Origin of the sequence: Lysinibacillus zambalensis, from assembly GCF_040183165.1 — a bacterium.
GTDB classification, from domain to species: Bacteria; Bacillota; Bacilli; order Bacillales_A; family Planococcaceae; genus Lysinibacillus; species Lysinibacillus zambalensis.
Window position 1 is genome coordinate 103,544 of sequence record NZ_JBEGDG010000013.1, and the last position, 23,539, is coordinate 127,082.

24 protein-coding genes and 2 riboswitches are annotated in these 23,539 nt (G+C 37.1%); of the genes, 3 read left to right on the forward strand and 21 right to left on the reverse strand.

From position 1 onward, the window contains the following. Positions 1-156 precede the first annotated feature (156 nt). Positions 157-327: a hypothetical protein gene (locus tag ABNX05_RS16875; RefSeq protein WP_349660825.1), complete on the forward strand. Its 171-nt coding sequence runs from the start codon at positions 157-159 to the stop codon at positions 325-327. 113 nt (positions 328-440) lie between these two features. Here the strand turns inward: ABNX05_RS16875 and ABNX05_RS16880 are convergent, their stop codons facing one another. The 11 genes from ABNX05_RS16880 to ribE form a co-directional block, all read right to left on the reverse strand. Next, positions 441-950, reverse strand: coding sequence for a QueT transporter family protein (locus ABNX05_RS16880; protein ID WP_349660782.1), 510 nt, complete (start codon positions 948-950; stop codon positions 441-443). A 151-nt stretch (positions 951-1,101) separates the two neighbouring features. Then, entirely contained in the window at positions 1,102-1,857 is a 756-nt protein-coding gene (locus ABNX05_RS16885) for a 3-oxoacyl-ACP reductase (protein WP_349660783.1), read from the reverse strand. A 55-nt stretch (positions 1,858-1,912) separates the two neighbouring features. Further along, a complete protein-coding gene (locus ABNX05_RS16890; protein ID WP_323646632.1) occupies positions 1,913-2,134 on the reverse strand; it encodes a DUF2829 domain-containing protein in 222 nt (73 codons plus the stop codon). A 66-nt stretch (positions 2,135-2,200) separates the two neighbouring features. Beyond that, positions 2,201-2,569 carry a hypothetical protein gene (locus tag ABNX05_RS16895; protein WP_349660784.1) on the reverse strand — a complete coding sequence of 123 codons (369 nt, stop codon included), beginning with the start codon at positions 2,567-2,569 and terminating at the stop codon, positions 2,201-2,203. Between the two features lie 139 nt (positions 2,570-2,708). Beyond that, the gene (locus ABNX05_RS16900; protein ID WP_349660785.1) at positions 2,709-3,560 is read right to left on the reverse strand and encodes a GNAT family N-acetyltransferase; all 852 of its coding nucleotides are present in this window, start codon (positions 3,558-3,560) and stop codon (positions 2,709-2,711) included. Between the two features lie 20 nt (positions 3,561-3,580). Further along, the gene (locus tag ABNX05_RS16905) at positions 3,581-4,123 is read right to left on the reverse strand and encodes a histidine phosphatase family protein (protein WP_349660786.1); all 543 of its coding nucleotides are present in this window, start codon (positions 4,121-4,123) and stop codon (positions 3,581-3,583) included. Positions 4,124-4,330: 207 nt separating this feature from the next. Next, a complete protein-coding gene (locus ABNX05_RS16910; protein ID WP_349660787.1) occupies positions 4,331-5,635 on the reverse strand; it encodes a GHKL domain-containing protein in 1,305 nt (434 codons plus the stop codon). Between the two features lie 497 nt (positions 5,636-6,132). Beyond that, a complete protein-coding gene (locus tag ABNX05_RS16915; RefSeq protein ID WP_349660788.1) occupies positions 6,133-7,596 on the reverse strand; it encodes a spore germination protein in 1,464 nt (487 codons plus the stop codon). A gap of 165 nt (positions 7,597-7,761) precedes the next feature. After that, positions 7,762-8,229: a 6,7-dimethyl-8-ribityllumazine synthase gene (gene ribH / locus ABNX05_RS16920; RefSeq protein WP_349660789.1), complete on the reverse strand. Its 468-nt coding sequence runs from the start codon at positions 8,227-8,229 to the stop codon at positions 7,762-7,764. Positions 8,230-8,434: 205 nt separating this feature from the next. Further along, entirely contained in the window at positions 8,435-9,061 is a 627-nt protein-coding gene (gene ribB / locus ABNX05_RS16925; protein WP_432760156.1) for a 3,4-dihydroxy-2-butanone-4-phosphate synthase, read from the reverse strand. Positions 9,062-9,081: 20 nt separating this feature from the next. Beyond that, positions 9,082-9,720 (reverse strand): riboflavin synthase, encoded by a 639-nt coding sequence (gene ribE / locus ABNX05_RS16930; RefSeq protein ID WP_349660790.1) that lies wholly within the window; start codon positions 9,718-9,720, stop codon positions 9,082-9,084. 195 nt (positions 9,721-9,915) lie between these two features. Beyond that, a riboswitch (FMN riboswitch) is annotated at positions 9,916-10,041 on the reverse strand. A gap of 251 nt (positions 10,042-10,292) precedes the next feature. Further along, a riboswitch (FMN riboswitch) is annotated at positions 10,293-10,418 on the reverse strand. Positions 10,419-10,876: 458 nt separating this feature from the next. Here ribE and ABNX05_RS16935 point away from each other — a divergent pair. Beyond that, on the forward strand, positions 10,877-11,494 hold the full coding sequence (locus ABNX05_RS16935) for an HAD-IA family hydrolase (protein WP_349660791.1): 618 nt from the start codon (positions 10,877-10,879) through the stop codon (positions 11,492-11,494). 72 nt (positions 11,495-11,566) lie between these two features. On the opposite strand, the gene ABNX05_RS16940 is transcribed toward ABNX05_RS16935, so the two are convergent. The 3 genes from ABNX05_RS16940 to ABNX05_RS16950 form a co-directional block, all read right to left on the reverse strand. Then, positions 11,567-12,391 carry a methyl-accepting chemotaxis protein gene (locus ABNX05_RS16940; protein ID WP_349660792.1) on the reverse strand — a complete coding sequence of 275 codons (825 nt, stop codon included), beginning with the start codon at positions 12,389-12,391 and terminating at the stop codon, positions 11,567-11,569. Positions 12,392-12,498: 107 nt separating this feature from the next. After that, a complete protein-coding gene (locus tag ABNX05_RS16945) occupies positions 12,499-13,491 on the reverse strand; it encodes a VanW family protein (RefSeq protein ID WP_349660793.1) in 993 nt (330 codons plus the stop codon). A gap of 100 nt (positions 13,492-13,591) precedes the next feature. Further along, complete coding sequence (locus ABNX05_RS16950) at positions 13,592-14,215, reverse strand: transmembrane-type terpene cyclase (protein WP_349660794.1); 624 nt, start codon at positions 14,213-14,215, stop codon at positions 13,592-13,594. A 159-nt stretch (positions 14,216-14,374) separates the two neighbouring features. Here ABNX05_RS16950 and pgeF point away from each other — a divergent pair, with 159 nt between their 5' ends. After that, entirely contained in the window at positions 14,375-15,139 is a 765-nt protein-coding gene (gene pgeF, locus ABNX05_RS16955; RefSeq protein ID WP_349660795.1) for a peptidoglycan editing factor PgeF, read from the forward strand. A 123-nt stretch (positions 15,140-15,262) separates the two neighbouring features. Here the strand turns inward: pgeF and ABNX05_RS16960 are convergent, their stop codons facing one another. The 7 genes from ABNX05_RS16960 to hydA form a co-directional block, all read right to left on the reverse strand. Continuing rightward, positions 15,263-16,627, reverse strand: a complete 1,365-nt coding sequence (locus ABNX05_RS16960; RefSeq protein WP_349660796.1) for an amino acid permease — start codon at positions 16,625-16,627, stop codon at positions 15,263-15,265. Positions 16,628-16,727: 100 nt separating this feature from the next. Continuing rightward, positions 16,728-17,048, reverse strand: a complete 321-nt coding sequence (locus ABNX05_RS16965; protein ID WP_349660797.1) for a hypothetical protein — start codon at positions 17,046-17,048, stop codon at positions 16,728-16,730. A gap of 113 nt (positions 17,049-17,161) precedes the next feature. Continuing rightward, on the reverse strand, positions 17,162-17,371 hold the full coding sequence (locus tag ABNX05_RS16970) for a hypothetical protein (RefSeq protein ID WP_349660798.1): 210 nt from the start codon (positions 17,369-17,371) through the stop codon (positions 17,162-17,164). Positions 17,372-17,412: 41 nt separating this feature from the next. Next, positions 17,413-18,933, reverse strand: a complete 1,521-nt coding sequence (locus ABNX05_RS16975; RefSeq protein WP_349660799.1) for an NCS1 family transporter — start codon at positions 18,931-18,933, stop codon at positions 17,413-17,415. Positions 18,934-19,169: 236 nt separating this feature from the next. Then, positions 19,170-20,432 (reverse strand): NAD-dependent dihydropyrimidine dehydrogenase subunit PreA, encoded by a 1,263-nt coding sequence (preA, locus tag ABNX05_RS16980; RefSeq protein ID WP_349660800.1) that lies wholly within the window; start codon positions 20,430-20,432, stop codon positions 19,170-19,172. 61 nt (positions 20,433-20,493) lie between these two features. Next, positions 20,494-21,870 carry an NAD(P)-dependent oxidoreductase gene (locus ABNX05_RS16985; RefSeq protein ID WP_349660801.1) on the reverse strand — a complete coding sequence of 459 codons (1,377 nt, stop codon included), beginning with the start codon at positions 21,868-21,870 and terminating at the stop codon, positions 20,494-20,496. Positions 21,871-22,080: 210 nt separating this feature from the next. Then, positions 22,081-23,484, reverse strand: coding sequence for a dihydropyrimidinase (gene hydA / locus ABNX05_RS16990; RefSeq protein ID WP_349660802.1), 1,404 nt, complete (start codon positions 23,482-23,484; stop codon positions 22,081-22,083). Positions 23,485-23,539 lie beyond the last annotated feature (55 nt).

Below are 23,539 nucleotides of genomic sequence, written 5' to 3' on the forward strand. Positions count from 1 at the left end.
TCTTGTTGTGCACAGCTCATGTGCCCTCCGACTGTTTCTAGGAATGTCTGGTCTATACTGACTTAGATAATCAGTTGATGGACAATAATAAGACAAACAATAGTACTAAAATCTAGGGAAATGTAGACATAGATTTATGAAAAAGGTAGTTTAGTGATGAGTAAAATACAATTTGTGGAGGCGCGGGGTCCAAAAGTGTTTAATGAACGGCTGTGGAATATTGCTAAAGAACTGGGAGTCGTGATCCTCTTCGAAAAGAATCATCGCCCGGATCTTGTGTTGGGATATACCAGTAAGAATCCGGGCGATGAGGTTTATATTGTCTGATTCAGGCTGAAGTATTTGAGCTGATGAACTTACCCAAGGTGTACTAGGTAAAATTGTGGTCAAAACTGAGCACCCTTACTTCATAAAAGAGACTCGCTTTTTTATGCATTAAACTATTTCGATAAATCTATTTTTTTATTTAATAAATAAATAGTCATACCACCAACAGTCATTGACAATAGCTCTCCGATTCCAACCGTAAACCATGTTGCCCAAAACGGAAGATCATAGAGAATTGTTAATTGTCCTGCAACGGTGAACATTGATATAGCAAAAATCAATGCAGTTATAACCATTTTCACAAGATCATTTGTTATATTTTTCGTTACTCTTCGGCAAAGTACTAAAACGAGGAATGTTGCAATTCCACCAATGGGTACATCTAATATCCACGTTGGTGACATGAAATTAGCGAGTACTACTCCTAGAGTCACGGCTACTACATAGCGTTTGTTGTAGAGGGCCAGGTAGTTAAACATCTCCGATAGACGTAATTGAACTGCCCCAAAACTGATGACTGACAATAAAACAGTTACAGCCACATATAAAGCTGCAACAAGTGCCATCTTTGTAAGCTCGCTTACAGAAGTACGGCTTGAATCTTTTACAATAGATGTATTCAATTTTATTCTCCTTTGTAAAATAGCACATCCGCTATTTTAGTAATAACTACGGCCAAAGGAAGAGAGCTTTTCGCCCTATCTGAAGTGCCGTAGTGCAAGCAGATTTTGCTTACTTGCGTATTATATCAGAAGAATTTACGATTGAACAATCTTATTTCGTTAGCCAGCCACCATCGATTGGCATAATAGCTCCATGAATATAATCAGCAGCCGCACTTGCTAAGTAAAGTGTTAAATTCGCTACTTCATGTGGTTGTGCCCAGCGTCCAGCAGGCGTTTCATTAGCGACCCATTTAGCCATTTCTCCATCACCTTCAAAATCCGCCTTATTCATCGGTGTTTGAATGGCCCCAGGTGCAATGGCATTGGCGCGAATTCCTTCACGACAATAATCTAAGTCCAACTGTTTCGTATAGCCGACAATCGCATGTTTAGATGCTGTATACGCTGCACCACCACCGCCAGCAACAAGTCCTGCAATAGATGCCATATTAACAATGACGCCTGATTTTCGTTTTACCATATGAGGTAATACCGTATTCGTTACAAAAAAAGTACCCTTAACATTGGTATTCATAATTTTATCCCAAAGCGCCTCATCTGTATCCAGTGTTTTTGCAAAACCATCTAAAACGCCCGCGGTATTTAATAAAATATCTACCTGCTTAAATTTTGAAATTGCAGCTACAAATGCTTGCTCTACATCGTCCTTATTACATACACTACCTACTTTATAGGCAAATTGTTCAGGGTATTGGTGATATAGTTTTCCTAACCCTTGCTCATGTAAATCAAGCCCGAATACGTTTGCCCCATTTTCTAAAAATGCAATAGCTTGAGCTTGACCAATACCTGAACCAGCCCCCGTCACAAATACCGCCTTGCCCTTATATTCTTCAAACGTCATCGATCTCTCTCCTCTAAAAACAAAGAAACCACCTCATTTGAGATGGCTCTTCCTATTAATTGACAATTATCCAATCTTCCGCTAATAAATCACAGACAGTCGGCGTAAACATTGTATAGCCCTCACCGCGTACATTAATTAAAAAATAAGGATTCAAAGTCTCGCCATCATGTTCGCTTTGTCCAACAAGCTTCACATATAATTCGGCACCGCCCCAACCTTTACGAATTACTTTTTCGCCCGCCTTTAAGCGAGGTAAAATTTCTTCAAACGTCATTTAAATTCATCCTTTATTTTCATTCTTTATCGGATTAGTATACTGGAATTCTCAATTGTTTACAACCTAGCCTTCAAGCAAAACCGTATAAAGTATATATTGCCCATTTAAATCCGCAATGATAGTATCCGTATTTTTACCATTTGTAGAGAAAATCTTTGTTCCACTTTCCAATTTAGTAGCATAAAAATCATTGAAATTTTTAGAGGAATTTGTAGTTTTAATAATTTCCCCTATAATCTCATATTTCGTATATTCTAATTGTTTCATCGATTCCAAACTTGTAGTATTAATGTAGATCAAATTATTATATTGAAGAATATCCGCTTGAGAATGTTCTGTAAGAATAGATTTTGCAGTGGGAGTGGTATTTATAGTCGATGTACAACCTACCAACACCAATATTAGTAAATTACATATGAGTATTTTCCTCATAACTAATAACACCTTCTTTTTATAACTACTTGGAACAATTAAGGTTCAATATAAATTCTTCACATCTATAACTCCCCAAATTTAAGCAACATCATTTTACATAGCTTCACATCGAAATTGACTCTTCTCATCTCGCAAACTACGAATCCATTTTCTTCTTCATCTGCACTTGCTCCGTCTTCACTTCTAGCCCATTTTCCATCAAATAACTCGTAGCTGGATTACTTGCTAAAAAGTTAACTGTTGCCAGTTTTACCTTGTGTTTTGTAATGCTTGCGATAAAGTGTGGAATATGCTCAACATTACCATTCCCTAATAGCTCTAATTGATACAGCACTATGCTGTCGATGGCTCCCTCCTGATTCCATACAGTTTTATATAACATATAGCCAATTGCTTCATTATTCTCATTATAAAAAACTTTAGCTTCTCCGTGTTTATTGCTTTGCCAGCTACATTGCCAAGGAACATCTTCCTGATAAAAAGATAAATGCGGTAGCTGTTCTGGCCGAATAGTTTCCACATGAATGTCGACTGGCTTCTCTACTTTTTCTTCATATTCGCCACTTAAAAAGAGCAATTGATTTGTAACGGTATAGCCATACTTCTCATATAGCGAAATTGCTACCTTATTCTCTTTAATAGCTTCCAGCGTTGCAACTTCCACATTCTCTCTTTCATAGATGGCGATGGTTTCTTCCATTAAAACACGAGAAACACCTTTACCGCGAAAGTCTGGAGAGATACCTGTTCCTCCATTCCAAGAGGTTTTCTTACCATCTATTTGTCTAAAGCCATTTAATACAATACCGACAGGATTATTTTGATCAAATGCGACGATTGAAAGCTCTGGCGATAGTCCTTCCCCAACTAGTCGGTTTAAAAACACCTCTTCATTCATTTCTATTTGTACAAAATACCCCTCAAAGCCTTTATTCCAAGCTTTTAAAGTTTCATTTAACGTGCACTGTGAGACTGTTTTTATTTTCATATTTTTCTCCCATCCCTACGTTAATTTAAAAGTGATAAATCTTCTAAAGTTAATTTTTTTATTATTTCATAACCATTTCCAGGACCATTTGGCTTAACAATAACCATTCCCATATTCGAAATCTCCCCTAGTCCAACATCTTCAGGAAAACTATGGGCAACGATCACTTGATTCATTCCTTGCGATGGCTTTCTTTCTAACACTGATTGCGCATTTGATAAAATATTACTTTTTTCAACAAAAGGAATAGCCCCACCCAATTTATATATTTCATAACCAATTGGGTCAATTTGAATATAAGAATAAGGAAATGCGAGCTGTGCCGTTTCAACTGTACGACAAAAAGGACTTACGACTACTGGTGAACTAATCGGAATTTGTAAATGACGTAACAGTTGTCCAAAGTAAACGGCCTGCCTCCGCCCAAATTCAGACAAATTTCTTTGCGTAACACAATCTTGGAAATTTAAATATGGCTGATCTACTCCGACAGTTGCTTGACCATGCCTTGCATACAAAACAAATCCACCCTTTCTCAATAGATCAAGGATTGATTTATCCAAATATTTCAACTCCCCCCTAATAGAATACCATCGATTATTAGTACTATATGAAATGAATTACTCAAAAAATGTAAAACTAAAAGTTGAAACTGCTTTTCGAATAGAGAAGGAGCCATTCCACTGGCATATATTTCACTTTGCCTATATCGAACTTAGTTTAAAGAAACAAAAAAACTTCCTACAATTTTCTGTAGGAAGTTTCGAAATTTACTTTATTGGAATAGTTACTATAGCGGTTGTCTCTAGATGTTTTGATGAATCGATAGAAATTTGACCGTCGTACTTATTGACTATTTCATTCACAATAAACAAGCCTTGCCCTCTTGTTTTACCATTTTCCGGTTTCTTTGTAGAAAATCCTCGCTTGAATATTTGCCCTGCTTCTACAATATTTGGTCCAGTATTTGTAACCTGTAATTTATATTGCGTGTCATCAGCTTCACAGCTAATTGTTATTTTACGTTGTTCTTCCGATAATTCATTTGCAGCATCAATCGCATTATCTATTAAATTCGATAAGATTTTAATTAGATCCGTTGTTCTAATTTTATTAAACGCATCCTGAGAGACTGTGAAATCCATATCAATATTATGATTTTGAGCCGTTAGTTTTTTTGTTTGCAATAAAATCGCCAATCCAGGATGATCAATATTTAATTTAAGAGACTTAATATCATGAACTTCTTTATACAATGAAGATAAATATTGTTTTGCCTGATCAGGTTCATCTAATTGTAGGAATCCATGCAATACTTGTATATGATTTGTGAAATCATGTCTTAAAGAAGACACGGAAGTGATTAAAGTTTTAATTTCCGCTTGATATGTATCTTCTGTCGCTTCAACTTCTTCTGCTACTTCTTTTTGATACCATCTCTGTAAGAAGAAAACTGAGCCGGTAACCATTAAAATGAGTACACCATTAAAAATAAAGACTAAAAGATTGTCTTCGATCACTTTTCCCTTAATGTCATTTAATGTGTCTGCACTAATATCAATGCCTATGTATGCAATAACCTCCCCTGTTTCATCCTTAATCGGTGCACCAACAGTTAAGTAGGAACCATATATAGAATCTTGTATTACATCTGTTATAAATGTTTCTCCATTATAAGCTTTTTGCACTTGTGTCTCGGGTACAGTACAGTCCATTCCGATATAAAAGCCTTTAACTTCACTTGGTAAACCCATGATCATTGCTTTGGATACCTTCGGATTTTCAATATCTAATGTATAAACAAATAAAGCACCTATTTTTACTCTTGCATCGTTTAAGTAGCTTCTTATTTGCCAATAATACTCATTTTCCTCGGGGTTTTCTAAAAATTGTTTGTACGCCTCTACATCAATAGTAGATGCGATAGAAATAGCCGCTTTCAGACTTTGGTTCGCTATTGACTCTTCTACTGTCTTTTTCATTTTTACATAGGATGTAAAGATGTTTAAACTTGTAAACAATACTAATAAGAGAGTTGATAGTATTAAAATTAGTTTTATTTTTCGTGTTTTCATACAAACTGGTACTTCCTCATCTATTGACATGAATAATATCTTAATTTAATTGAGCTTGGCTTTCGCATTCCATAATAATTGTTAGTCGTAGTTGACATCATCTCATACTTTCATCCTAGAAAACAATTTCATATCCAACAACCCTATTATACTACAATATACTTCTTTTTTTATGGTTGTTTAAAAATCATTTATTTGCGTAGTGAAATGCTCTTCCTGTCGATAATCAGATGAAGAGAAGTAAGATATTTAGAAGTTTGAACGACAATGGCTATCTCCCCCCTGTACATCCTTCCTAAACACACTGTTCAGAAATACGATTCAGGATTCTTAAATAAGAATATTGGTTCTTAGTTTATCATCTCAAGCCCGTTTTGACTATCTCAACCTTCGCCTCCTACTTTTGGGCTATGTCCTTCTCATCGTTGAAATGGGGGTCTGTTGGGAAATGAAAAAAGATCAGGCCTATAAAAACCTGATCTTTTCTTTTTAAGTATTTATTTTTTCCTACTCGATGTCTTTGTCTCATCCTGTACATTTAAAAATTTTGGTCGCTTACTGTAACCTGAAGGAGAAAGGCGAACTAAAGATTTTTTAATGTCCGGCCAATCTAAATTCGCTCCCATATTTAAGTATGGAACACCTAATACTCGTAAATTTGCAATATATAGAAGTATGAAAAACACCGAAATGAAGAATCCAAATAATCCAAAAAAGGCAGATGCTAAAATAACGATTATCCTGAGAATACTCATTGCTGATGCAAAGGATTGATTGACGAGTGTAAAAGCTGCAATACTTGAAGTAGCTATAACGATAATCATGGAAGGACTCGTAACCCCCGATTTAATCGCTGCATCTCCAATAATTAATCCCCCAACAACGCTTATGGAACCACTGATAACATTAGGTAGATGTATATTAGCTTCCCGAAATAATTCAAACATAAATAGCATCATTAATATTTCAAGAATAGATGGAAATGGGAGCCCCGTTCTTGATTCAACAACTGTTGCCAATAGGATGAATGGCAATTGCTCTTGATGAAAGGTTGTAAGTGCAAACCATAAGCCTGGTAAAAGTACACTTATTAAAATGGCAACTATTCTTAGTAAACGCTCCATAGAACTTACAATAATCGGATACTCATTATCCTCACCAGATTTAAAAAGTAACATTACATTAACAGGTGTAATAATCGCATAAGGGACTCCATCAACTACGATGATAATACGCCCTCTACTTAAAGCTTGTACAGCAAAATCCGGACGTCCAGTATAATCATGCTTAGGCAGAATTTTATCGCTCTGCTCAATCCTTTCCATCAATATATCCCCGCTAAATATAACGTCCGCATCAACTCGCTGGAGCTGTATTTTTATTTTCTCAAGCATCTTTTTATTTACGACATCTTCTAGATAAAGTACAGCTACGGTTGTTTTGGATCGTGTGCCAAGTTCATATGTTTCAACACTTAATGAATTAGTCGGTAATCGTTTTCGTATTAAAGCAATATTAATTAAAACATCCTCAATAAAATCATCTCTCGGACCTTTGATAACCAATTCAAGAGTTGTTTCTTTAGGCTCTCGATTTGGTTTTTTTGCGATATAACTTGAATACAGCAAATTCATATCTTCGAAATATAGTAAAACATGCCCTTTATAGACTCTCGTGATGGCCTCATCTTTACTTGTTATTCTCTGAAGATGGGGAATGTGTAAATGATTTTGTATATGCTCCGCTAACAATTCATCCGATGTTGCAGTAAATAAAGATTGTATTCGTTGCACAATAACGGTCTGCAGTAACCGTTCATTAATCATCTCTTCGCATTTTATCAAATGTACTTTATGTTGCTGAAAGAAATACTCCTGAAATACCACATCAGCAGAGCGTTGAAATAGTGACTTCAAAGATTTCAAATTTAATTCTTGTTCTATCGAAGAAATATCCCTCATCTCCTACTGAGCCAGCTCCAAATTAGTACATTTATAAAAAATAACATAAATACACTTACGGATATTTTCTCCATGCTTTAAAAAAATATTCAAGAATATATACTGTTTAAAATGCTTTGTCAGAATAATTTAGCGTTGCAATTTCCAACCTATTATTAGAAAGATTTATCCAATCATCTTCTTTAAATTTGCCATTTCAATAGCTGACATTGCTGCGTCATAGCCTTTATTTCCTGATTTAGTCCCTGCGCGCTCAATTGCTTGTTCAATATTTTCAGTAGTAACAATGCCAAAAATAACAGGTACATTTGTAGTTAGTGACACATTTGCAATTCCTTTTGCTGATTCATTACATACATAATCATAATGTGTTGTTGAGCCACGAATAACCGTACCTAACCCAATAATTGCATCATATTTCTTTGTTTCAGCTAACTGTTTAGCGATGAATGGAACTTCAAATGCTCCAGGAACCCATGCAATATCGATAGAATTCTCATCAACACCATGACGCTTTAAACCATCTAATGCACCGTCTAATAATTTACTTGTAATAAATTCGTTGAAACGACCTACTACTACTGCTATTTTTAAATCCGTACCAATTAATTGTGCTTCAAATGTTTTAACCATTTTTCTTTTCTCCTTTTTTATGGCTCATCACCATTTCGTGTGGTTGATTTTCGTGCAGCGGCACCGAGGTTCGTCTCGAAGGTCTTATCACAGGACGTGATTCTTTTAGCCTTCGTTGATTCCCAAGGAGTTAACAAGCCAGAACGAAGATTAACTTTATACGTTTTTAACAAAAATCATCCACAACTTTTGGTGATAACCTTTTTTATATAGTCATTGTGTTTTCTTCCATTATTTGTTGACGATATGTTGCCAACGCTTCAATTGAAATCATTTTTAGATGATGTTGTGCTGCATATTTAACGAGATCATTAAAGCGTAGCATTTTGCCATTGTCGCCCATAATCTCACATATAACTCCTGCTGGAACGCTATTACAAAGCTTTGCCAAATCTATTGTAGCTTCCGTATGTCCCCTACGCTCTAATACACCATTTTCCTTTGCTATTAGTGGGAATACATGGCCTGGTTTACGAAAATCCGCAACTTTAGCTTGTGGTTCGAGCATTTTCTGTATAGTCATTGCCCGTTCAAAGGCGCTAATTCCAGTAGTTGTGTCAACATGATCAATACTAACGGTAAATGCTGTTTGATGATTATCTGTATTCACACTAACCATAGGGTTTAATGCTAATTTTTGTGCTAGCTGCTGGGAAATTGGCGTACATATAAGGCCTCTTCCATAGGTAGCCATAAAGTTAATCGTTTCAGGTGTCATAAATTCCGCAAGTGCTAGTAAGTCCCCTTCATTTTCCCGATCCTCGTCATCTACTACAATAATTATCTTTCCTTGCTTTAAATCCTCAATTGCTTCTTCAATCGAATGTAGCAATTTCGCCACCTCCTTGTTGGTTAAAATCCGTTTTGTGCTAAGAAGTCTTTTGTGATGGCCGGCGGTTCCTGACCATACTTAAGTTGATGTAAAATGTATTTTCCTACTAAATCGGTTTCGACATTGACGAGATCACCAATTTTCTTCATACCTAAAATTGTTTCCTTGTACGTATGGGGTATCAATGATACTGTGACACCATTTTTCTCAACTTGAAAGATTGTTAAGCTCGTTCCGTCAATTGTGATGGAGCCCTTTGGAATACAGAAGCTCGTTAACTCCTTTGATAGCTCTATATCAATATAAACTGCATTTGCTAACGGCCGCTTTCGTACTACTTTCCCTACTCCGTCTACATGCCCAGATACAAAATGACCACCGAATCGCCCATTCGCTGACATAGCGCGCTCTAAATTTACTGGATCTCCTATTGCTAGCTGCTGTAAATTTGTTGCCTTTACCGTTTCAGGCATTACATCCATCGTAAGCTCCTGATCATTAAAAGATATGACTGTTAAACAAACACCATTGACCGCAATACTATTCCCGAGCTTTACATCCTCAACCATTTTCTTTGAAATAACAGTGATTTTCATACTTTTTCTATCGCTTTGCAAGGTTTTTACGGTACCAATATCCTCAATAATTCCTGTAAACATTTTTTCACCCACTTCCATTCATTGGTCTAAGTTTATCTATCCATTTTTGGAGCCCTATGTACCTCCTCCCTCAATCAAAAATTTCTGTTCAAATAAAAAACCCCTTTTTGATTAAAGGGGTTTGGGAGTTCATATAAATAAGACGTCAACAAATAAACCATAAGGATACAAAATTTTTCCTTAGGCTACCATCTCATCGTTCTTCTCCCATCCAGACTATAACTGTCGGTTTTGGATTTGCACCAAATCAGCTTGCGCTCACGGACTTTGAATTACTTCATCACCGCCGATTGGGAATTTCACCCTACCCCGAAGAACTACTGCTATTCAATTTGTTAGCTAAATAATAAATCAATTTCGCCTTGGCGTAATTACGTCCGGATTTTGAATTGTGCCTGCACAATTCAAAATCCGTGATATCCACCGGAGGCTTTATCTTTATTTAGTGGGTGTCCAAACACCTACTGAATGAAGATAAAAAAACTTCCCAACTTAAACGATGGGAAGTAGTTTACATAAAAGCATAATCAAATAAACCTTATAAACTCAAGCGAATTTAAAAAGGTCTTACTTTTACCCTTCTCCCATCCAGACTGTAACTGTCGGTTTTGGATTTGCACCAAATCAGCTTGCGCTCACGGACTTTGAATTGCTTCATCACCGCCGATTGGGAATTTCACCCTACCCTGAAGGATATTTTTATTTAGCTATTTCTTACGATACCACTACTTAATTAATTTATCCAGATAAATCTCAAAATTAATTGTAAGTTTCTGTCATGATGCCCCATTCACATGTAGGACTAGACTACATCACGTCCTGACCTTTGTGGCCATCCCGTTTTTGCTGTCGTTACGTTAGCACTTCACTTTCGCACAATAAACATCTGTTGCCTTAAGCAGCTCATCGGATGCCCAGGAAGCTTTGCTCTGTTCGAAAGCGTAGCGACAGCAACAACAACAACAAAGCGCCCGATTCAACCACAAATTATGGTGATGATCCAAAAATAATTATTAGTGAAAAAATTGCTCATCTAGAGTTATTTGTACTCCGTTGTTTCATATCCTGTATAATCATGTCATTTTTTTAAGTATAGGCAGTAACATTTTCAAAAAATAAACGTCTTTACAACTAGATTATAAAGGAGTTAGTTTACATGAAATATATTATCTTTGATTTTGATGGAACATTGGCAGATTCTACGGCAGTGTTAGCATCAGCTTGGAATACAATTGCGCAAAAATATAAATTTAAAGGAATAGAGTTAAAGGAAATTGAATCGTTGAAAAAATTATCTATAGCGGAACGAAGTAAATTATTTGACTTTCCTATGTATAAATTGCCGATGATTTTACCTCAATTTTATCGCTTATATCGTCAGTCATTAAATGATGTTCATCTTTATAACGGTATGAAGGAAGTCCTAATGGAAATTGATAAAAGAGGCTATAAAATACTTATCATTTCCTCCAATTCACAGGAGAATATTTTAGAATTTCTAAAAATGAATAGCATTCATTGTGTGTCGGATGTTCTTTGTTCAAACCGAATTTTTGGAAAGGATAAAGTGATCAAGAAATTTTTAAAGGACACAAGCATTACACCATCAGAAGTTTTATACATTGGTGATGAACAAAGAGATATCGCAGCCTGCAAAAAAGCGGGAGTGCCTATTATTTGGGTTGGTTGGGGATATGACTCTTTTGAAGTTGTGCAACAAGAAGAACCCGATTACAAAGTTGCTACACCACAAGAAATTTTGAATATTATTTAGACGAAGAGGATAATAGCGATTAATTTGCTATTATCCTTTTCAATTATGCTGAGGCATAATTGCTTGAAGTTATTAGGCCTTTACTTCGCTTATATGCATTAATTTTTCTGCTGTGCTATTAATTCCTTTATAAGCATCTGTTAATTCATGCATACTCACAGAAAATTGCTGGGTAAACATTGCGATTTGATTTGCAAATTCATTGACTTGATCAATAGATTGTTTAATGCTTTCTAATTGGTTTGTAATGCTTTCGGCACTATCCGTACTACTTTGCGACATTTTCTGTATTTCAGATGCTACTACAGCAAAGCCTCGTCCATGCTCACCTGAGCGAGCAGCCTCGATGGATGCATTTAATCCAAGAATTTTAGATTTCATAGCTAAATCTTTTACTAAATTAACAATCGTATTGATTTGTTGAATATCGCCAGTCATTGATTCTGAAAACTTGGATAGCTCCCCTAAGCGATTTGATACATCTACACTTGCTACTGCTAACTCTTCATTCGTTGCGGTCATTTCTTCAACAGAACTCGAAAGCTCAGTTGCTAATAATCGCATCCCATCCATTTTTTCATTCGAAATAATGGCACTTAACACACCGATTACTTTCCCACCATCAAAAATAGGCTGTGCAGATGCAATATACGCCAATCCAAAATCTTCAGAACCTCGCTCTTCCCTCATAAACTTTCCTAGGCTAAGAGACTTTTCAGTTGTTGTTCCACGATACTTAGCTACAGGATCACCAACTTTAATCTTTAAGTCCACTTGATTACCTGGCTTGTAAGCAATGACCTTCTCAGTATCTGCAACTATAATACAAGCATCTTCAGGATATGTTACCTGGTAAAAATTGATAGAATCTATTGTCGCTTGTAGCTTTGGATGCATTAAATTTCCCCTTTTCCAATAACACGATTATACTGAAATTACTTAATTTAACTATAGCATGACACCCAAAAAAAGACACCTTTAGCTTAAGTGTCTTTGAAAAACTACTATGATTTTTTCAAGATTTCTACAAATTTTTCTGCTGTTCTTACCTCAACTGTAAGAGAGTTTTTACTATAGTTAGCTTTTATTAAAAATGGTACATCACTGGTATTGTGGAATCTAAAATCTAAACCACCATAAGAAACAGTAGCGTCTCTTCCTTTTGGAACATACCCTACATCTAAAGAATGGTGATGCCGTTCTACAAATTTAACTGGTATTTGATCAACTGCGTTAAACAAGGTAGAAGACGTTTGACAAATACCTCCCCCAATGCCCATCACAACCTTTTTGTTGATGATTTCTGGTGCGGGCTGATAACCATTCGCTTCGTCTCTAGGGCCAACTACTGTATTAAACGAGAAATAATCTCCACTTCCAACGATAACATTATTGATTGCCTTCGCAGAAAGCTCAATATTTTTATTTCTGCCTACATCATCGGTATTGAAGTAAGTTGTATAGGATGCTACAACTACGTTTTCTAGATAGGGGATATCTTCAAAATAATATCCGCTTTCAGTAATATAAAGAGGCATCTCCACTTTACCACCGGTAGCTGATGCTTCTAATATTCTCTCTACTAATTCACTTTCTTTTAAAACAATTAAAGGACTACCTTTCATTAGCTTCCCTTGATCGTCCAGCTTATCGAGTATCATACGCTTATCATAGCCAGCCGCTTTTTCATTCCCTCTCGCCAACTCTTTTGCTAATTGCTCAATTTGCTTTGTATACGATTGTTTATCACGCTCATAGCCCATTTCTTTCGGTGCAATTGTTTGGATAATAGCTTTCGTAGAAGGGTCTACAATTTCAACAACGACAGACTCTGTTTGTTGTTGTTCAATGGCAACAGGCTTTTTTAAATCCTCAGCTTTTTGCTCTGACTCTTGAATTGGTTGTTCTTGCTTTTTCTCATCCGCAGATTTCACCTGACAGCCAACTAGCCCAATCGTACAAATAATACATAATGTGGTCATCCACTTCTTTTTCAAATAAAACACCACCCTATCGTCATACTACAGAGACATCTTATTCGTGTATTGTTGATAGTGTGTTTCATTTCATCATTTTTATTTATTTTTAAAATGAAGGTTATTTCGCATATTTCACATGAAATCTATAGATTAATACGATATAAAGCCAATCATAAATAAGGGTCGCAAGCGAAATAATAGTAATCAACGGTGTTCTAAAATACATATAGAAACCAACTGCAGCAAACATCGTTCCAATCATTTTACAAACAGCGATGCCCATTGATTGGCCACTTAAGTTCCCTCTTTGTAAAAACAAAGCAATAAACAATCCTGACATCATCAAATTCTGTATAAATGCGGCATACTTGCCTTCTAGATCATTAAATTCATGCATCATTGCTAAAATCGTAAAAAAGCTTACTACTAGTGTGATCAAAAAAGATGAATAAAATATTTTCCTTGGAACTATTTTTTTATATTCCTTATGACCATAATGTAAAAATTGCATCATAATAAAAATGTCTAAAATAAACCACAGTAACGTAATATTCCGTTGCAAGTCATTTTGTGGATACATAAATGAAAAAATAAATTCCCATGAAATATTTGCACAAATTGCAACCATGGGCATCCCGTATCGCTTATCTTGTAATCCTTGTTTGATGATTAGTATGTAAGTAATAATCCAAAATAACCCCATCCCTAATTGACAAATCAGTAGGAATTTTTCTTGCGTCATATATACAAACTCCTTCCTCCTAATAATGATTCTTCGATACTATATGTGAAGAAATCTATTATTTATGTCAAAGGTTTGTACAACTAGGCTCTTAAAAATCTCAGAGTAAGCGCCTATACATTCAGGAACCAATCATATATAGTAAAACGAGGTGATGTTATGAAAACTAAAATTTATTTTGATAATGACCAATTTATCGCAGGCACTACTTTAAAAGATGATATCGAACTAGAACAAAACAATATGGCATTGCATACATGTGTACATGAAGCTGATGTGCTAGAAAATCGAAAAAAACTGGCAACTACTTTGCATTGTGACTTACATGATTTTATTTGCACGCAACAAACACATAGTGCTAATTTCCACAAAGTAACGACTTCTGATAAAGGACGTGGCGCTGAAAAGATGGACAATGCCATTAGTAATACCGATGCACTTTATACAGTAGAATCGAATTTACTTTTATGTAGTTTTACAGCAGATTGTGTACCTGTCATTTTTTATAATGAAGTCAATGGACTTATTGGTGTGGTACATTCAGGATGGCAAGGAACTGTCAAGGAAGTTACATTAAAACTTTTCCAACATTTGATGGAACACGAACATTGTAATCCTCAAGATTTTCACGTTCAAATCGGTATGGCACTCAGTCAGCAAAAGTTTGAGGTGGATACAGATGTTTATGAAAAATTCCACAATCTAGGCTATGCCGAAGACTTTATGTATTACAATGCAGAAACAAATAAATATCATATCGATAATCAACAAACTGTCAAAAAACAATGTGAGCTTGTAGGTATTCCTTCAAAGCAAATATTGATTGATTCAACGTGCACATTTCTCAGCCCAGATGGGTTTTCCTACCGCCAAGATAAACAGGCAGGCAGACATTTAAGCTTTATTATGCGAAAAGAAAAATAATTGAAAGGGACAATCCAATTATTAATGGAGCGTCCCTTTTGTTGTATTGAAAAACCATATCTCTATCAAAAAAGGAAAAAGGATGTATCTCATAGTAGAGAAATACACCCTTTTAACATTTCATTATTTATTAACGGGACGATCTTTTCCAATTCTAAAAACATAATAGCTCATGATCACAAGAACTAAGAAAACAATTCCCACAATAAGTGAAACTCTCGTATCATCATTAATCCACATACCGATTAGCACCATTATTAAAAAGGCAATTGTTAAATAATTTGTAAATGGTGTTAAAGGCATTTTGAATGGGTGCTTAGAAAGTTGTTCACCTTTTATTTTTCTAAATCGTATTTGACTGATTAAAATAATAAACCACGGAACCATCCCTGGTAATACACTAGCACTGTATACATATACAAATAAATTTCCTGGTGCAACATAACTTAAAATAACACCGATAACCAAACCAAATAGCACACCTGCTGTACCGAAAATGGGAACACCATTTTTAGAAAGCTTCGCAAAAAATTTAGGTGCTTGTCCATTCATGGCAAGTGTATATAGCATACGTCCAGCACTATAAATTCCACTATTACAGCCTGACATCGCTGCTGTAATGACCACAAAATTAATAATACCTGCCGCAGCGGTAATTCCAACCTTTGCAAAAGTTGCAACAAACGGGCTACCGATCGTACCTAATTCATCCCACGGATAAACTGTTACAATGACAAAGATTGCACCGATATAAAATATTAAAATACGCCAAATAATACTTTGAATCGCACTCGTTATAGTTTTTTGAGGATTTTTCGCTTCTCCTGCTGTAATCCCAATGAGCTCAACACCTTGATAGGCTGCAACTACTAATGATAACGCAAAGAAGAAACCTGTCCAGCCGCCTGTAAAGAAACCTCCATGATTCCAAAGGTTCGATAATCCGATTGCCACGCCTTCATTACCAATCCCAAAGAAAATAAGCCCAAAGCCTGCAACAATCATTAAAACAATCGTTACAATTTTAATCATGGCAAACCAAAACTCAAATTCTCCAAAAGTTTTAACAGAAATAAAGTTGGCAACACCTAAAATAATCATTGCAATTAATCCCGGTATCCATGCTGGCAAATCAGGATACCAGTATTGCATATAAGTCCCTACTGCTATAATCTCTGACATCCCAACAATAACCCACTGAAACCAGTTACTCCACGCCGTTAAATAACCAGCTAATGGGTGGATATATTTATAGCCAAATGTTGCAAAGGAACCTGTACTTGGCTCCATATAAAGCATTTCTCCCATTGCTCGCATAATGAAGAAAATAAATATTCCTGCTATACCATATGCAAGGAGCACGGAAGGCCCTGTCCACTGAATGGCATTAGCAGACCCCATAAACAAACCTACGCCAATAGTACCTCCAAGAGCAATCATTTGGATATGACGTGCATCTAATCCCCTATTTAACTCTTTATTTGCCACAAATTACGCCTCTTTTCGAAGTTCTTTCTACGATGAATTATTTTATAATAATAATAAATTCTGTAGAAAAACACAATTGTATTTTTAGGAAAAACATAAATTACGGCAATACGACAAGAGTTCTGGAGGGCATTTTGAAGGTACTTTCCGTCGCTTCAGCTGTTCTATCCACGATTTTGACGGTTCTATCCACGACTTTGGCTGTTCTATCCATCACTTTGACGACTCTATCCGTCGCCTTGACGGTTCTATCCGTCGCTTCGCCTGTTCTTTCCGTCGCCTTGACGGTTCTATCCGTCGCTTCGCCTGTTCTTTCCGTCGCCTTGACGGTTCTATCCACGACTCTGGCTGTTCTATCCACGATTTTGGCTGTTCTATCCGTCGCCTCAGCGGTTTTATCCGCTTTGGCTGCACTATCCATCACTTTTAGCAACACTGTCATCTTGGAATCAAACTTTATGTAAAAACCTATTTTATAACGGAAAAAACTCTATTCCTTCATAAAAGACGGTGAATGGAATAGAGTTAATTTTGTTATTGCAATAACGTCTGTTCTTGGAGCTTTGCAGAAAAGTATTTGCGTGCATCTGCTGTTAGAATTTGCATCAGAATAACTTCTTCTTGACAGGCAAATTCTACAAACATTCCACTTAGATTTTCATAAACATATTTGATTTTATAGCCACTATCTAAATATTGATCTACTTTTTTTATTTCCTCTGTGCTTTGTTGATGTTCTGACATGCAATCACCTCACCTTTTTTTGTGAATATCTTGGTGTTTAATTATTCAGCACCTTTTATTTCTAACAGCGGATCTGGTTGTTCAACGCTGTCATCCTCATCTGGAACAACAGTTGGAGTTGGCATTTGTTGCTGCCCAAATAGTTCATCCAAATTGTGACCAACTGTAATTCCTAAATATTTTGCATCACTTGGATCTTCAAGCTCAGCTTGAGGGTATTTTTTGAACCACCAATATTTCGCTAGTACATAATATACAAGTGCCCCTACAAAGAACCCTACTAATGAAGAATAAGTGGAGAATATATTTGCTATTGCACCACCAATAATCCAAGCAATTAAACCAGCTAAGTTAAAGCCGTTCCAATATTTAAATTGACCATCTAATTCATACAGTGCTTTTACATGCACGCGGCGCTTACGTATTAAATAATAATCAGCATATAAAATACCAACGATGGCTGTTAGAATTCCTCCGATAATTAAAAGTGCATTGACTAATACATCAAATAAACTCCAAGGCTGTGCTAGGATACCAATGATTCCTGCAATAACAACTCCAACCCAAAACGGCACTTTTGGACCACCAATATTTGAGAAGATTGTTGCCGCTGGAATAACATTTGCAGAGGTGTTAGTTGACCATTGTGCTAATACAATCATTAACAGTAAAATGCCTAAAATAAAGCCACTTGCACTTTGCTGTAATGCATTGATTGGATCAGCTGAGGCAACAGCCATATAGCAAACAGCACCAATTGTCACAATGAAAGTATTTGTAATCGGCATAACGATTAATGAACCAACGAGCTGTGTTTTATTGCGTTTGAACCAATTGCGTTCATTTTTTGGTGCTTTAAAGAAGCGTGAAAGTGAAGGCATGTCGGCTGCCAGCGTCGACCAAAAGCCCATATTTGCCATGATCACTACCATAAATGCAGTGAAGGCCGTGAAACCTGTTGTTGGCGCTTCCACCCATGTCCAAATATTTTTCCCTTGTGCAACCGCAGTATCTGCCAGTGTATAATACATCCAGCAAGAAATTAAAATAATTACTGGTGCTGCCAAATCTGCAAAGCGTTCAATAGATTTAATACCTAGTGATGTATTAAATAACTGAAGTGCTGCAAAGACAATGAAACAAATAAACCAATTATCAAAATTAAAAAGTAAATTTAAAATACCGTTTATAGCTAATGCACCGAAATAAGTGTTCAGACCGAACCAACATGCAGCCGTTACACCGCGGACAAGTGACGGAATATGTGTGCCAAATGTACCGAATGGAGCACGCATATAAACCGGGAATGATAAGCCATGTTCAATGCCTATATCACCGATTAACGTCATAAATACACCGATTAAACAAGAACCAATCAACGTTGCTAAAATCACCATCGGCAACGGCAAGTTTATGATTGCCGAGCCACCAATTGCAAAAGCAGCTAATACAATTGCCATACCTATCCAAATTACTGCAAAACCAAATGTTCCAATATTTCTTTGTTGATGTGTCACTGGAAGTAAATCTGGGGATTTTAAATAATTCCCTTCACGTTCCATCTAATCTCTCCTTCTTTTATCAAATTTCCGTGACAACTTACATGAGGTTATTCCTTCCTTCAACGATGCTAAAGGAAGTTGGAATTTCAGTTATCTTCATTCGGCAAAGTGCACCCACCTTAGAAGGTAATGAGATGAAAACAGATATGGCTCCATTTAGTTAGTGTCCCAGCACATACGAATGAAGATTTAGCCTCCGAACACAATTACGCAAAGGCGAAATTGATTTTAGAGGTTTACTTAGATAGACTACTAATCAGAGTTTGACGTTCATTCCAAGTCATAGGTGGAACTGTAGATGGACGTTCAACCATTGTAATAGCACCCTCTGCAGGACAAACGATTGAGCATAAATTACAGCCTACACAGTCCTCTTCTCGAACTTTCAGCATTGGGCGACCATCTTCTGTATATAAGTCGATACATTGATGCGATGTGTCCTCACATGCAATATGGCACTTGTTACAGTTAATGCAAACATCATTATTAATTTCAGCTACGATTTTATAATTTAAATCTAAGTCACCCCAATTAGAATATCTGGAAACTGAGCGACCTACTAAATCCATAACAGAGGCAATCCCTTTATCGTCTAAATAGTTACCCAGTCCATCAATCATATCCTCAACGATACTAAAACCGTGATGCATCGCTGCTGTACAAACTTGTACGCCCGTTGCTCCCATTAATATAAACTCAGCAGCATCTTGCCAGTCGGAAATACCACCAATGCCCGAAATCGGAACATTGATTAATGGATTACGAGCACATTCTGCAACCATATTGAGTGCAATTGGTTTAACGGCAGGACCGCAATAGCCACCATGCGCACCCTTTCCTGCTACATGAGGCACTGTATTCCATGTATCTAAGTCAACACCCGCTAAGCTGTTAATCGTATTAATCATACTAATCGCATCTGCTCCACCTCTTGTTGCCGCTTCTGCTGTTACCGTTATGTCGGTAATATTTGGCGTTAGCTTCACTATTACTGGTGTTTTTGCTGCCTCTTTCACCCAATACGTTTGCTTTTCCACCAATTCAGGTACTTGACCAGAGGCAGAGCCCATTCCTCGTTCTGCCATCCCATGTGGACACCCAAAGTTAAGCTCAAGACCATCAACACCCACATCTTCGACTCGTTTAACAATCTCATGCCATTTTTCTTGCTTAGGCTCCACCATTAAGGAAGCGATTATCGCGTGATCTGGAAACCTTTTTTTCGTTTCATAAATTTCTTTTAAATTTACCTCTAGCGGACGATCCGTAATCAGTTCAATATTGTTGAAGCCCGCTACTCTTTGTCCGTTAAAGCTAACTGCTGCAAAGCGTGAAGAAACATTTAGAATCGGATCCCCCAACGTTTTCCAAACAGCACCGCCCCATCCCGCTTCAAATGCGCGTTGTACCTGATAGCCTGAATTCGTTGGTGGTGCTGATGCTAGCCAAAATGGGTTCGGCGATTTGATGCCCGCTAAGTCAATGCGTAAGTCTGCCATATTAGTTCCTCCCTTATGCAATCTCACTTGGATTTCATAAAATCTGCATTCATCTCACCAACTATGGATGTGGGAGACTTCCGCTGAAAGAAGTTAAACGTTCATGGATCTTGTATGCTGCTTCTTTTCCTTGCTGTACAGCTGTTACGACCATCGCCTCGCCCTGGCCATTTCCGAAGACGACATCTCCACATGCAAATACTTTGTCATTCGAAGTTTGCATTGTCGTTTCATCAATATCGACTACGCCATTTGTATGCTGGAGCCCAAAAGCTTCAATCAGTGACACAAAACGTGTTTGCCCAATTGCCTTAATAACAGTATCCACTTCAATAATAAAATTGGAGCCTTCCACCTCTTCAGGCCTTTGTCGACCATCAGCACCCGCTTCACCGAGCTTCATTTTTACACATTCAATACCTACAACCTCACCTGACTCATTACCGACAATTTTTTTCGGTGCTGTCAGCCACTTAAACTCCACACCATCCTGCTTGGCAAATTCATATTCAAATTTGTACGCAGTCATTTCTTTTTGGGTTCTTCTGTAAAGAATTTGAACATTGTCAGCACCTAAACGCATTGCACATGTAGCACCATCAATCGCGGTATTACCAGCACCAATGACAGCCACTCGCTTCCCAACAACATCTTTTGTAAGCGGTCCCATTTTTGTCTTTCTGACAAACTCTATCGCATCATGTACACCTTTTAAACCTTCTCCTTCAATGCCTAGATTCGGAACAGCTCCCATACCAACTGCTAAAATAATACTGTCATATTGCTCCAAGATCTCTTCAGCAGAAACATCAACGCCGACAGTTGTGTTTGTTTTGATTTCTACGCCGAGCTTTTCAATCTGTTCAATTTCCCAATCAACGACTTCATTCGGTAAACGGAACGACACTATACCATAGTTACCTAAACCGCCAGCTTTTGCTTCAGCCTCATAGATTGTGACATGATAGCCAAAACGACTAAGTTCTCGAGCAGCCGATAAACCAGCGGGACCTGCACCAATTATCGCTACCTTCTGCCCATTACTTTGCCCTTGCTTAAATAGCTGAGCATTCGTTTCCATTGCCCAATCTGTTGCATAGCGCTGTAGCTCTCCAATTTTAATAGGCTTTGTTGAGGAATTTAACACACACGCCCCTTCACATAGTTCCTCCGTTGGACAAACCCTTGCACAGCTTGCACCAATTGGATTTGCTTCTAATATAGTCGTAGCAGAGCCCTTCATATTACCAGAAGCAATTTTTTTTATGAAATTCGGTATTTGAATACTCGTTGGACAAGCTTTAATACATGGTGCATCGTAGCAATAAAGGCAGCGATTTGATTCCTCAATTGCCTCATTCTTTGTCATCCTGCTAGTCAATTCCATAAAATTACGTTTTAACTGTTGGGACATTGTATTTTCTTGATTCAGAACCATTTCTACATCCCCCTCATGTGTTCATTTTTTCCTACAAATAATGGCCCGTCACCATAACGTGTGGTGATGAGCTTTCTTAATTACACTATTGAAAAAAGAGCTACATTCAACATTCACCCCACCATTAAAAAGGAAGATAGTCTTCAGTAGCTAAATGAAGATATTACGAGACCGATTGCTCTGTTCTCCACCAAAGCAATCGGTCATAAGCTAAATATTAAGTGCTTCGGCAGCAGTTGTTTTTAATGGGCGTTTTATATATTGCCCACTACCTAGTACACCAACAAATTCTTTATTTTTAATGACATATTCCCCACGAACTAGTACACTTACTGGTTCACCTGTTACTTCCCATCCTTCATATGGGTTGTAATCAACGTTCATATGATGGGTTTTAGCCGAAATTTCTCGTTTTACCTCTGAATCAAAAATAACGATATCGGCATCGGAACCGATTGCAATCGTTCCTTTTTGTGGGAATAAGCCAAATATTTTTGCTGCACTTGTGGAAATCATATCGACAAACTCATTGATAGAAATCTTTCCTTTTGCTACACCTTCTGAATATAAAATGCTGAAACGGTCTTCGATAAAAGGCCCACCGTTAGGAATTTTAGAAAAATCATTTAATCCTAACTGTTTTTTACCTTTGAAACTAAACGAGCATTGATCAGAGCCAATTGTTTGTAGTTGTTTTGCTTTTAGAGCATTCCATAAATGATCCTGATGGTATTTCGGGCGAAGTGGTGGGGACCAAACATATTTTGCCCCTTCAAAACCAGGTTGTGCCAAAGCAGATTGATCCAAAGTTAAATATGGTGGACATGTTTCTCCGTAGACGTTATAACCCTTATCACGGGCAGCAATGATCTCATCTACCGCCTCTTTACAAGTAACATGTACTACATAAAGGGTAGCGCCAGCAATATGGGCTAACTCGATTGCACGTTTTGTCGCTTCGCCTTCTAATTCTGCTGGGCGAGTGAGCGCATGATAAATCGGCTCCTTATGACCTGCACGTCGCGCCTCTTCCACAAGCTCATCAATAACAGAACCATTTTCACAGTGCACCATAACAACAGCACCGAGGTCCTTTGCTATTTTAAAAGCTTTAAAAAGGGTGCGATCGGTTGCTTGAAATTCTTTCGCATAAGCCATAAACACCTTTACAGAAGTAATGCCCTCCTGCTCTAAAATTTGCGGCAATTCAGCTTCTGTTTCAGGCGTTAAATCACCAATCATTAAGTGGAATCCATAGTCAATAGCTGATTTCCCCTTCGCCTTGTCATGCCATTTTTCAACTGCAGCTGAAAGTTTTTCTTCGCCAGCCGTTAAGCAGAAGTCCAAAATAGTAGTCGTCCCACCAAATGCCGCTGCAATGGTACCAGATTTCCAATCATCATCAGTCACAGTATTGTTAAATGGCATATCTAAATGAGTATGCGGATCAATCCCACCTGGCATCACGATCTTACCAGTAGCATCAATAATTTCTGCGCCTACTTCGGATAAATCTTTACCTATTTGAACAATTTTTCCGTTTTCAATTAAAATATCTGCCTCAAAAACATCTGCAGCTGTTGCTACTCGTCCACCTTTAATAATTTTTTTCATTCTGCCCCTCACCCTTCGTAAAATAATGGAGAATGCTCAATTAATTCATAAAACC

Bases quoted from the DNA above. Each gene is read 5' to 3' on its own strand.
- preA (WP_349660800.1), bottom strand. From the start codon at position 20,432: ATGGCAGACTTACGCATTGACTTAGCGGGCATCAAATCGCCGAACCCA.
- ABNX05_RS16890 (WP_323646632.1), bottom strand. From the start codon at position 2,134: ATGACGTTTGAAGAAATTTTACCTCGCTTAAAGGCGGGCGAAAAAGTA.
- ABNX05_RS16940 (WP_349660792.1), bottom strand. From the start codon at position 12,391: ATGCATCCAAAGCTACAAGCGACAATAGATTCTATCAATTTTTACCAG.
- ribH (WP_349660789.1), bottom strand. From the start codon at position 8,229: ATGGTTAAAACATTTGAAGCACAATTAATTGGTACGGATTTAAAAATA.
- ABNX05_RS16975 (WP_349660799.1), bottom strand. From the start codon at position 18,933: ATGGAACGTGAAGGGAATTATTTAAAATCCCCAGATTTACTTCCAGTG.
- ABNX05_RS16895 (WP_349660784.1), bottom strand. From the start codon at position 2,569: ATGAGGAAAATACTCATATGTAATTTACTAATATTGGTGTTGGTAGGT.
- pgeF (WP_349660795.1), top strand. From the start codon at position 14,375: ATGAAAACTAAAATTTATTTTGATAATGACCAATTTATCGCAGGCACT.
- hydA (WP_349660802.1), bottom strand. From the start codon at position 23,484: ATGAAAAAAATTATTAAAGGTGGACGAGTAGCAACAGCTGCAGATGTT.
- ABNX05_RS16910 (WP_349660787.1), bottom strand. From the start codon at position 5,635: ATGAAAACACGAAAAATAAAACTAATTTTAATACTATCAACTCTCTTA.
- ABNX05_RS16950 (WP_349660794.1), bottom strand. From the start codon at position 14,215: ATGACGCAAGAAAAATTCCTACTGATTTGTCAATTAGGGATGGGGTTA.
- ABNX05_RS16935 (WP_349660791.1), top strand. From the start codon at position 10,877: ATGAAATATATTATCTTTGATTTTGATGGAACATTGGCAGATTCTACG.
- ABNX05_RS16875 (WP_349660825.1), top strand. From the start codon at position 157: ATGAGTAAAATACAATTTGTGGAGGCGCGGGGTCCAAAAGTGTTTAAT.
- ABNX05_RS16985 (WP_349660801.1), bottom strand. From the start codon at position 21,870: ATGGTTCTGAATCAAGAAAATACAATGTCCCAACAGTTAAAACGTAAT.
- ABNX05_RS16885 (WP_349660783.1), bottom strand. From the start codon at position 1,857: ATGACGTTTGAAGAATATAAGGGCAAGGCGGTATTTGTGACGGGGGCT.
- ABNX05_RS16970 (WP_349660798.1), bottom strand. From the start codon at position 17,371: ATGTCAGAACATCAACAAAGCACAGAGGAAATAAAAAAAGTAGATCAA.
- ABNX05_RS16915 (WP_349660788.1), bottom strand. From the start codon at position 7,596: ATGAGGGATATTTCTTCGATAGAACAAGAATTAAATTTGAAATCTTTG.
- ABNX05_RS16900 (WP_349660785.1), bottom strand. From the start codon at position 3,560: ATGAAAATAAAAACAGTCTCACAGTGCACGTTAAATGAAACTTTAAAA.
- ribE (WP_349660790.1), bottom strand. From the start codon at position 9,720: ATGTTTACAGGAATTATTGAGGATATTGGTACCGTAAAAACCTTGCAA.
- ABNX05_RS16965 (WP_349660797.1), bottom strand. From the start codon at position 17,048: ATGGATAGTGCAGCCAAAGCGGATAAAACCGCTGAGGCGACGGATAGA.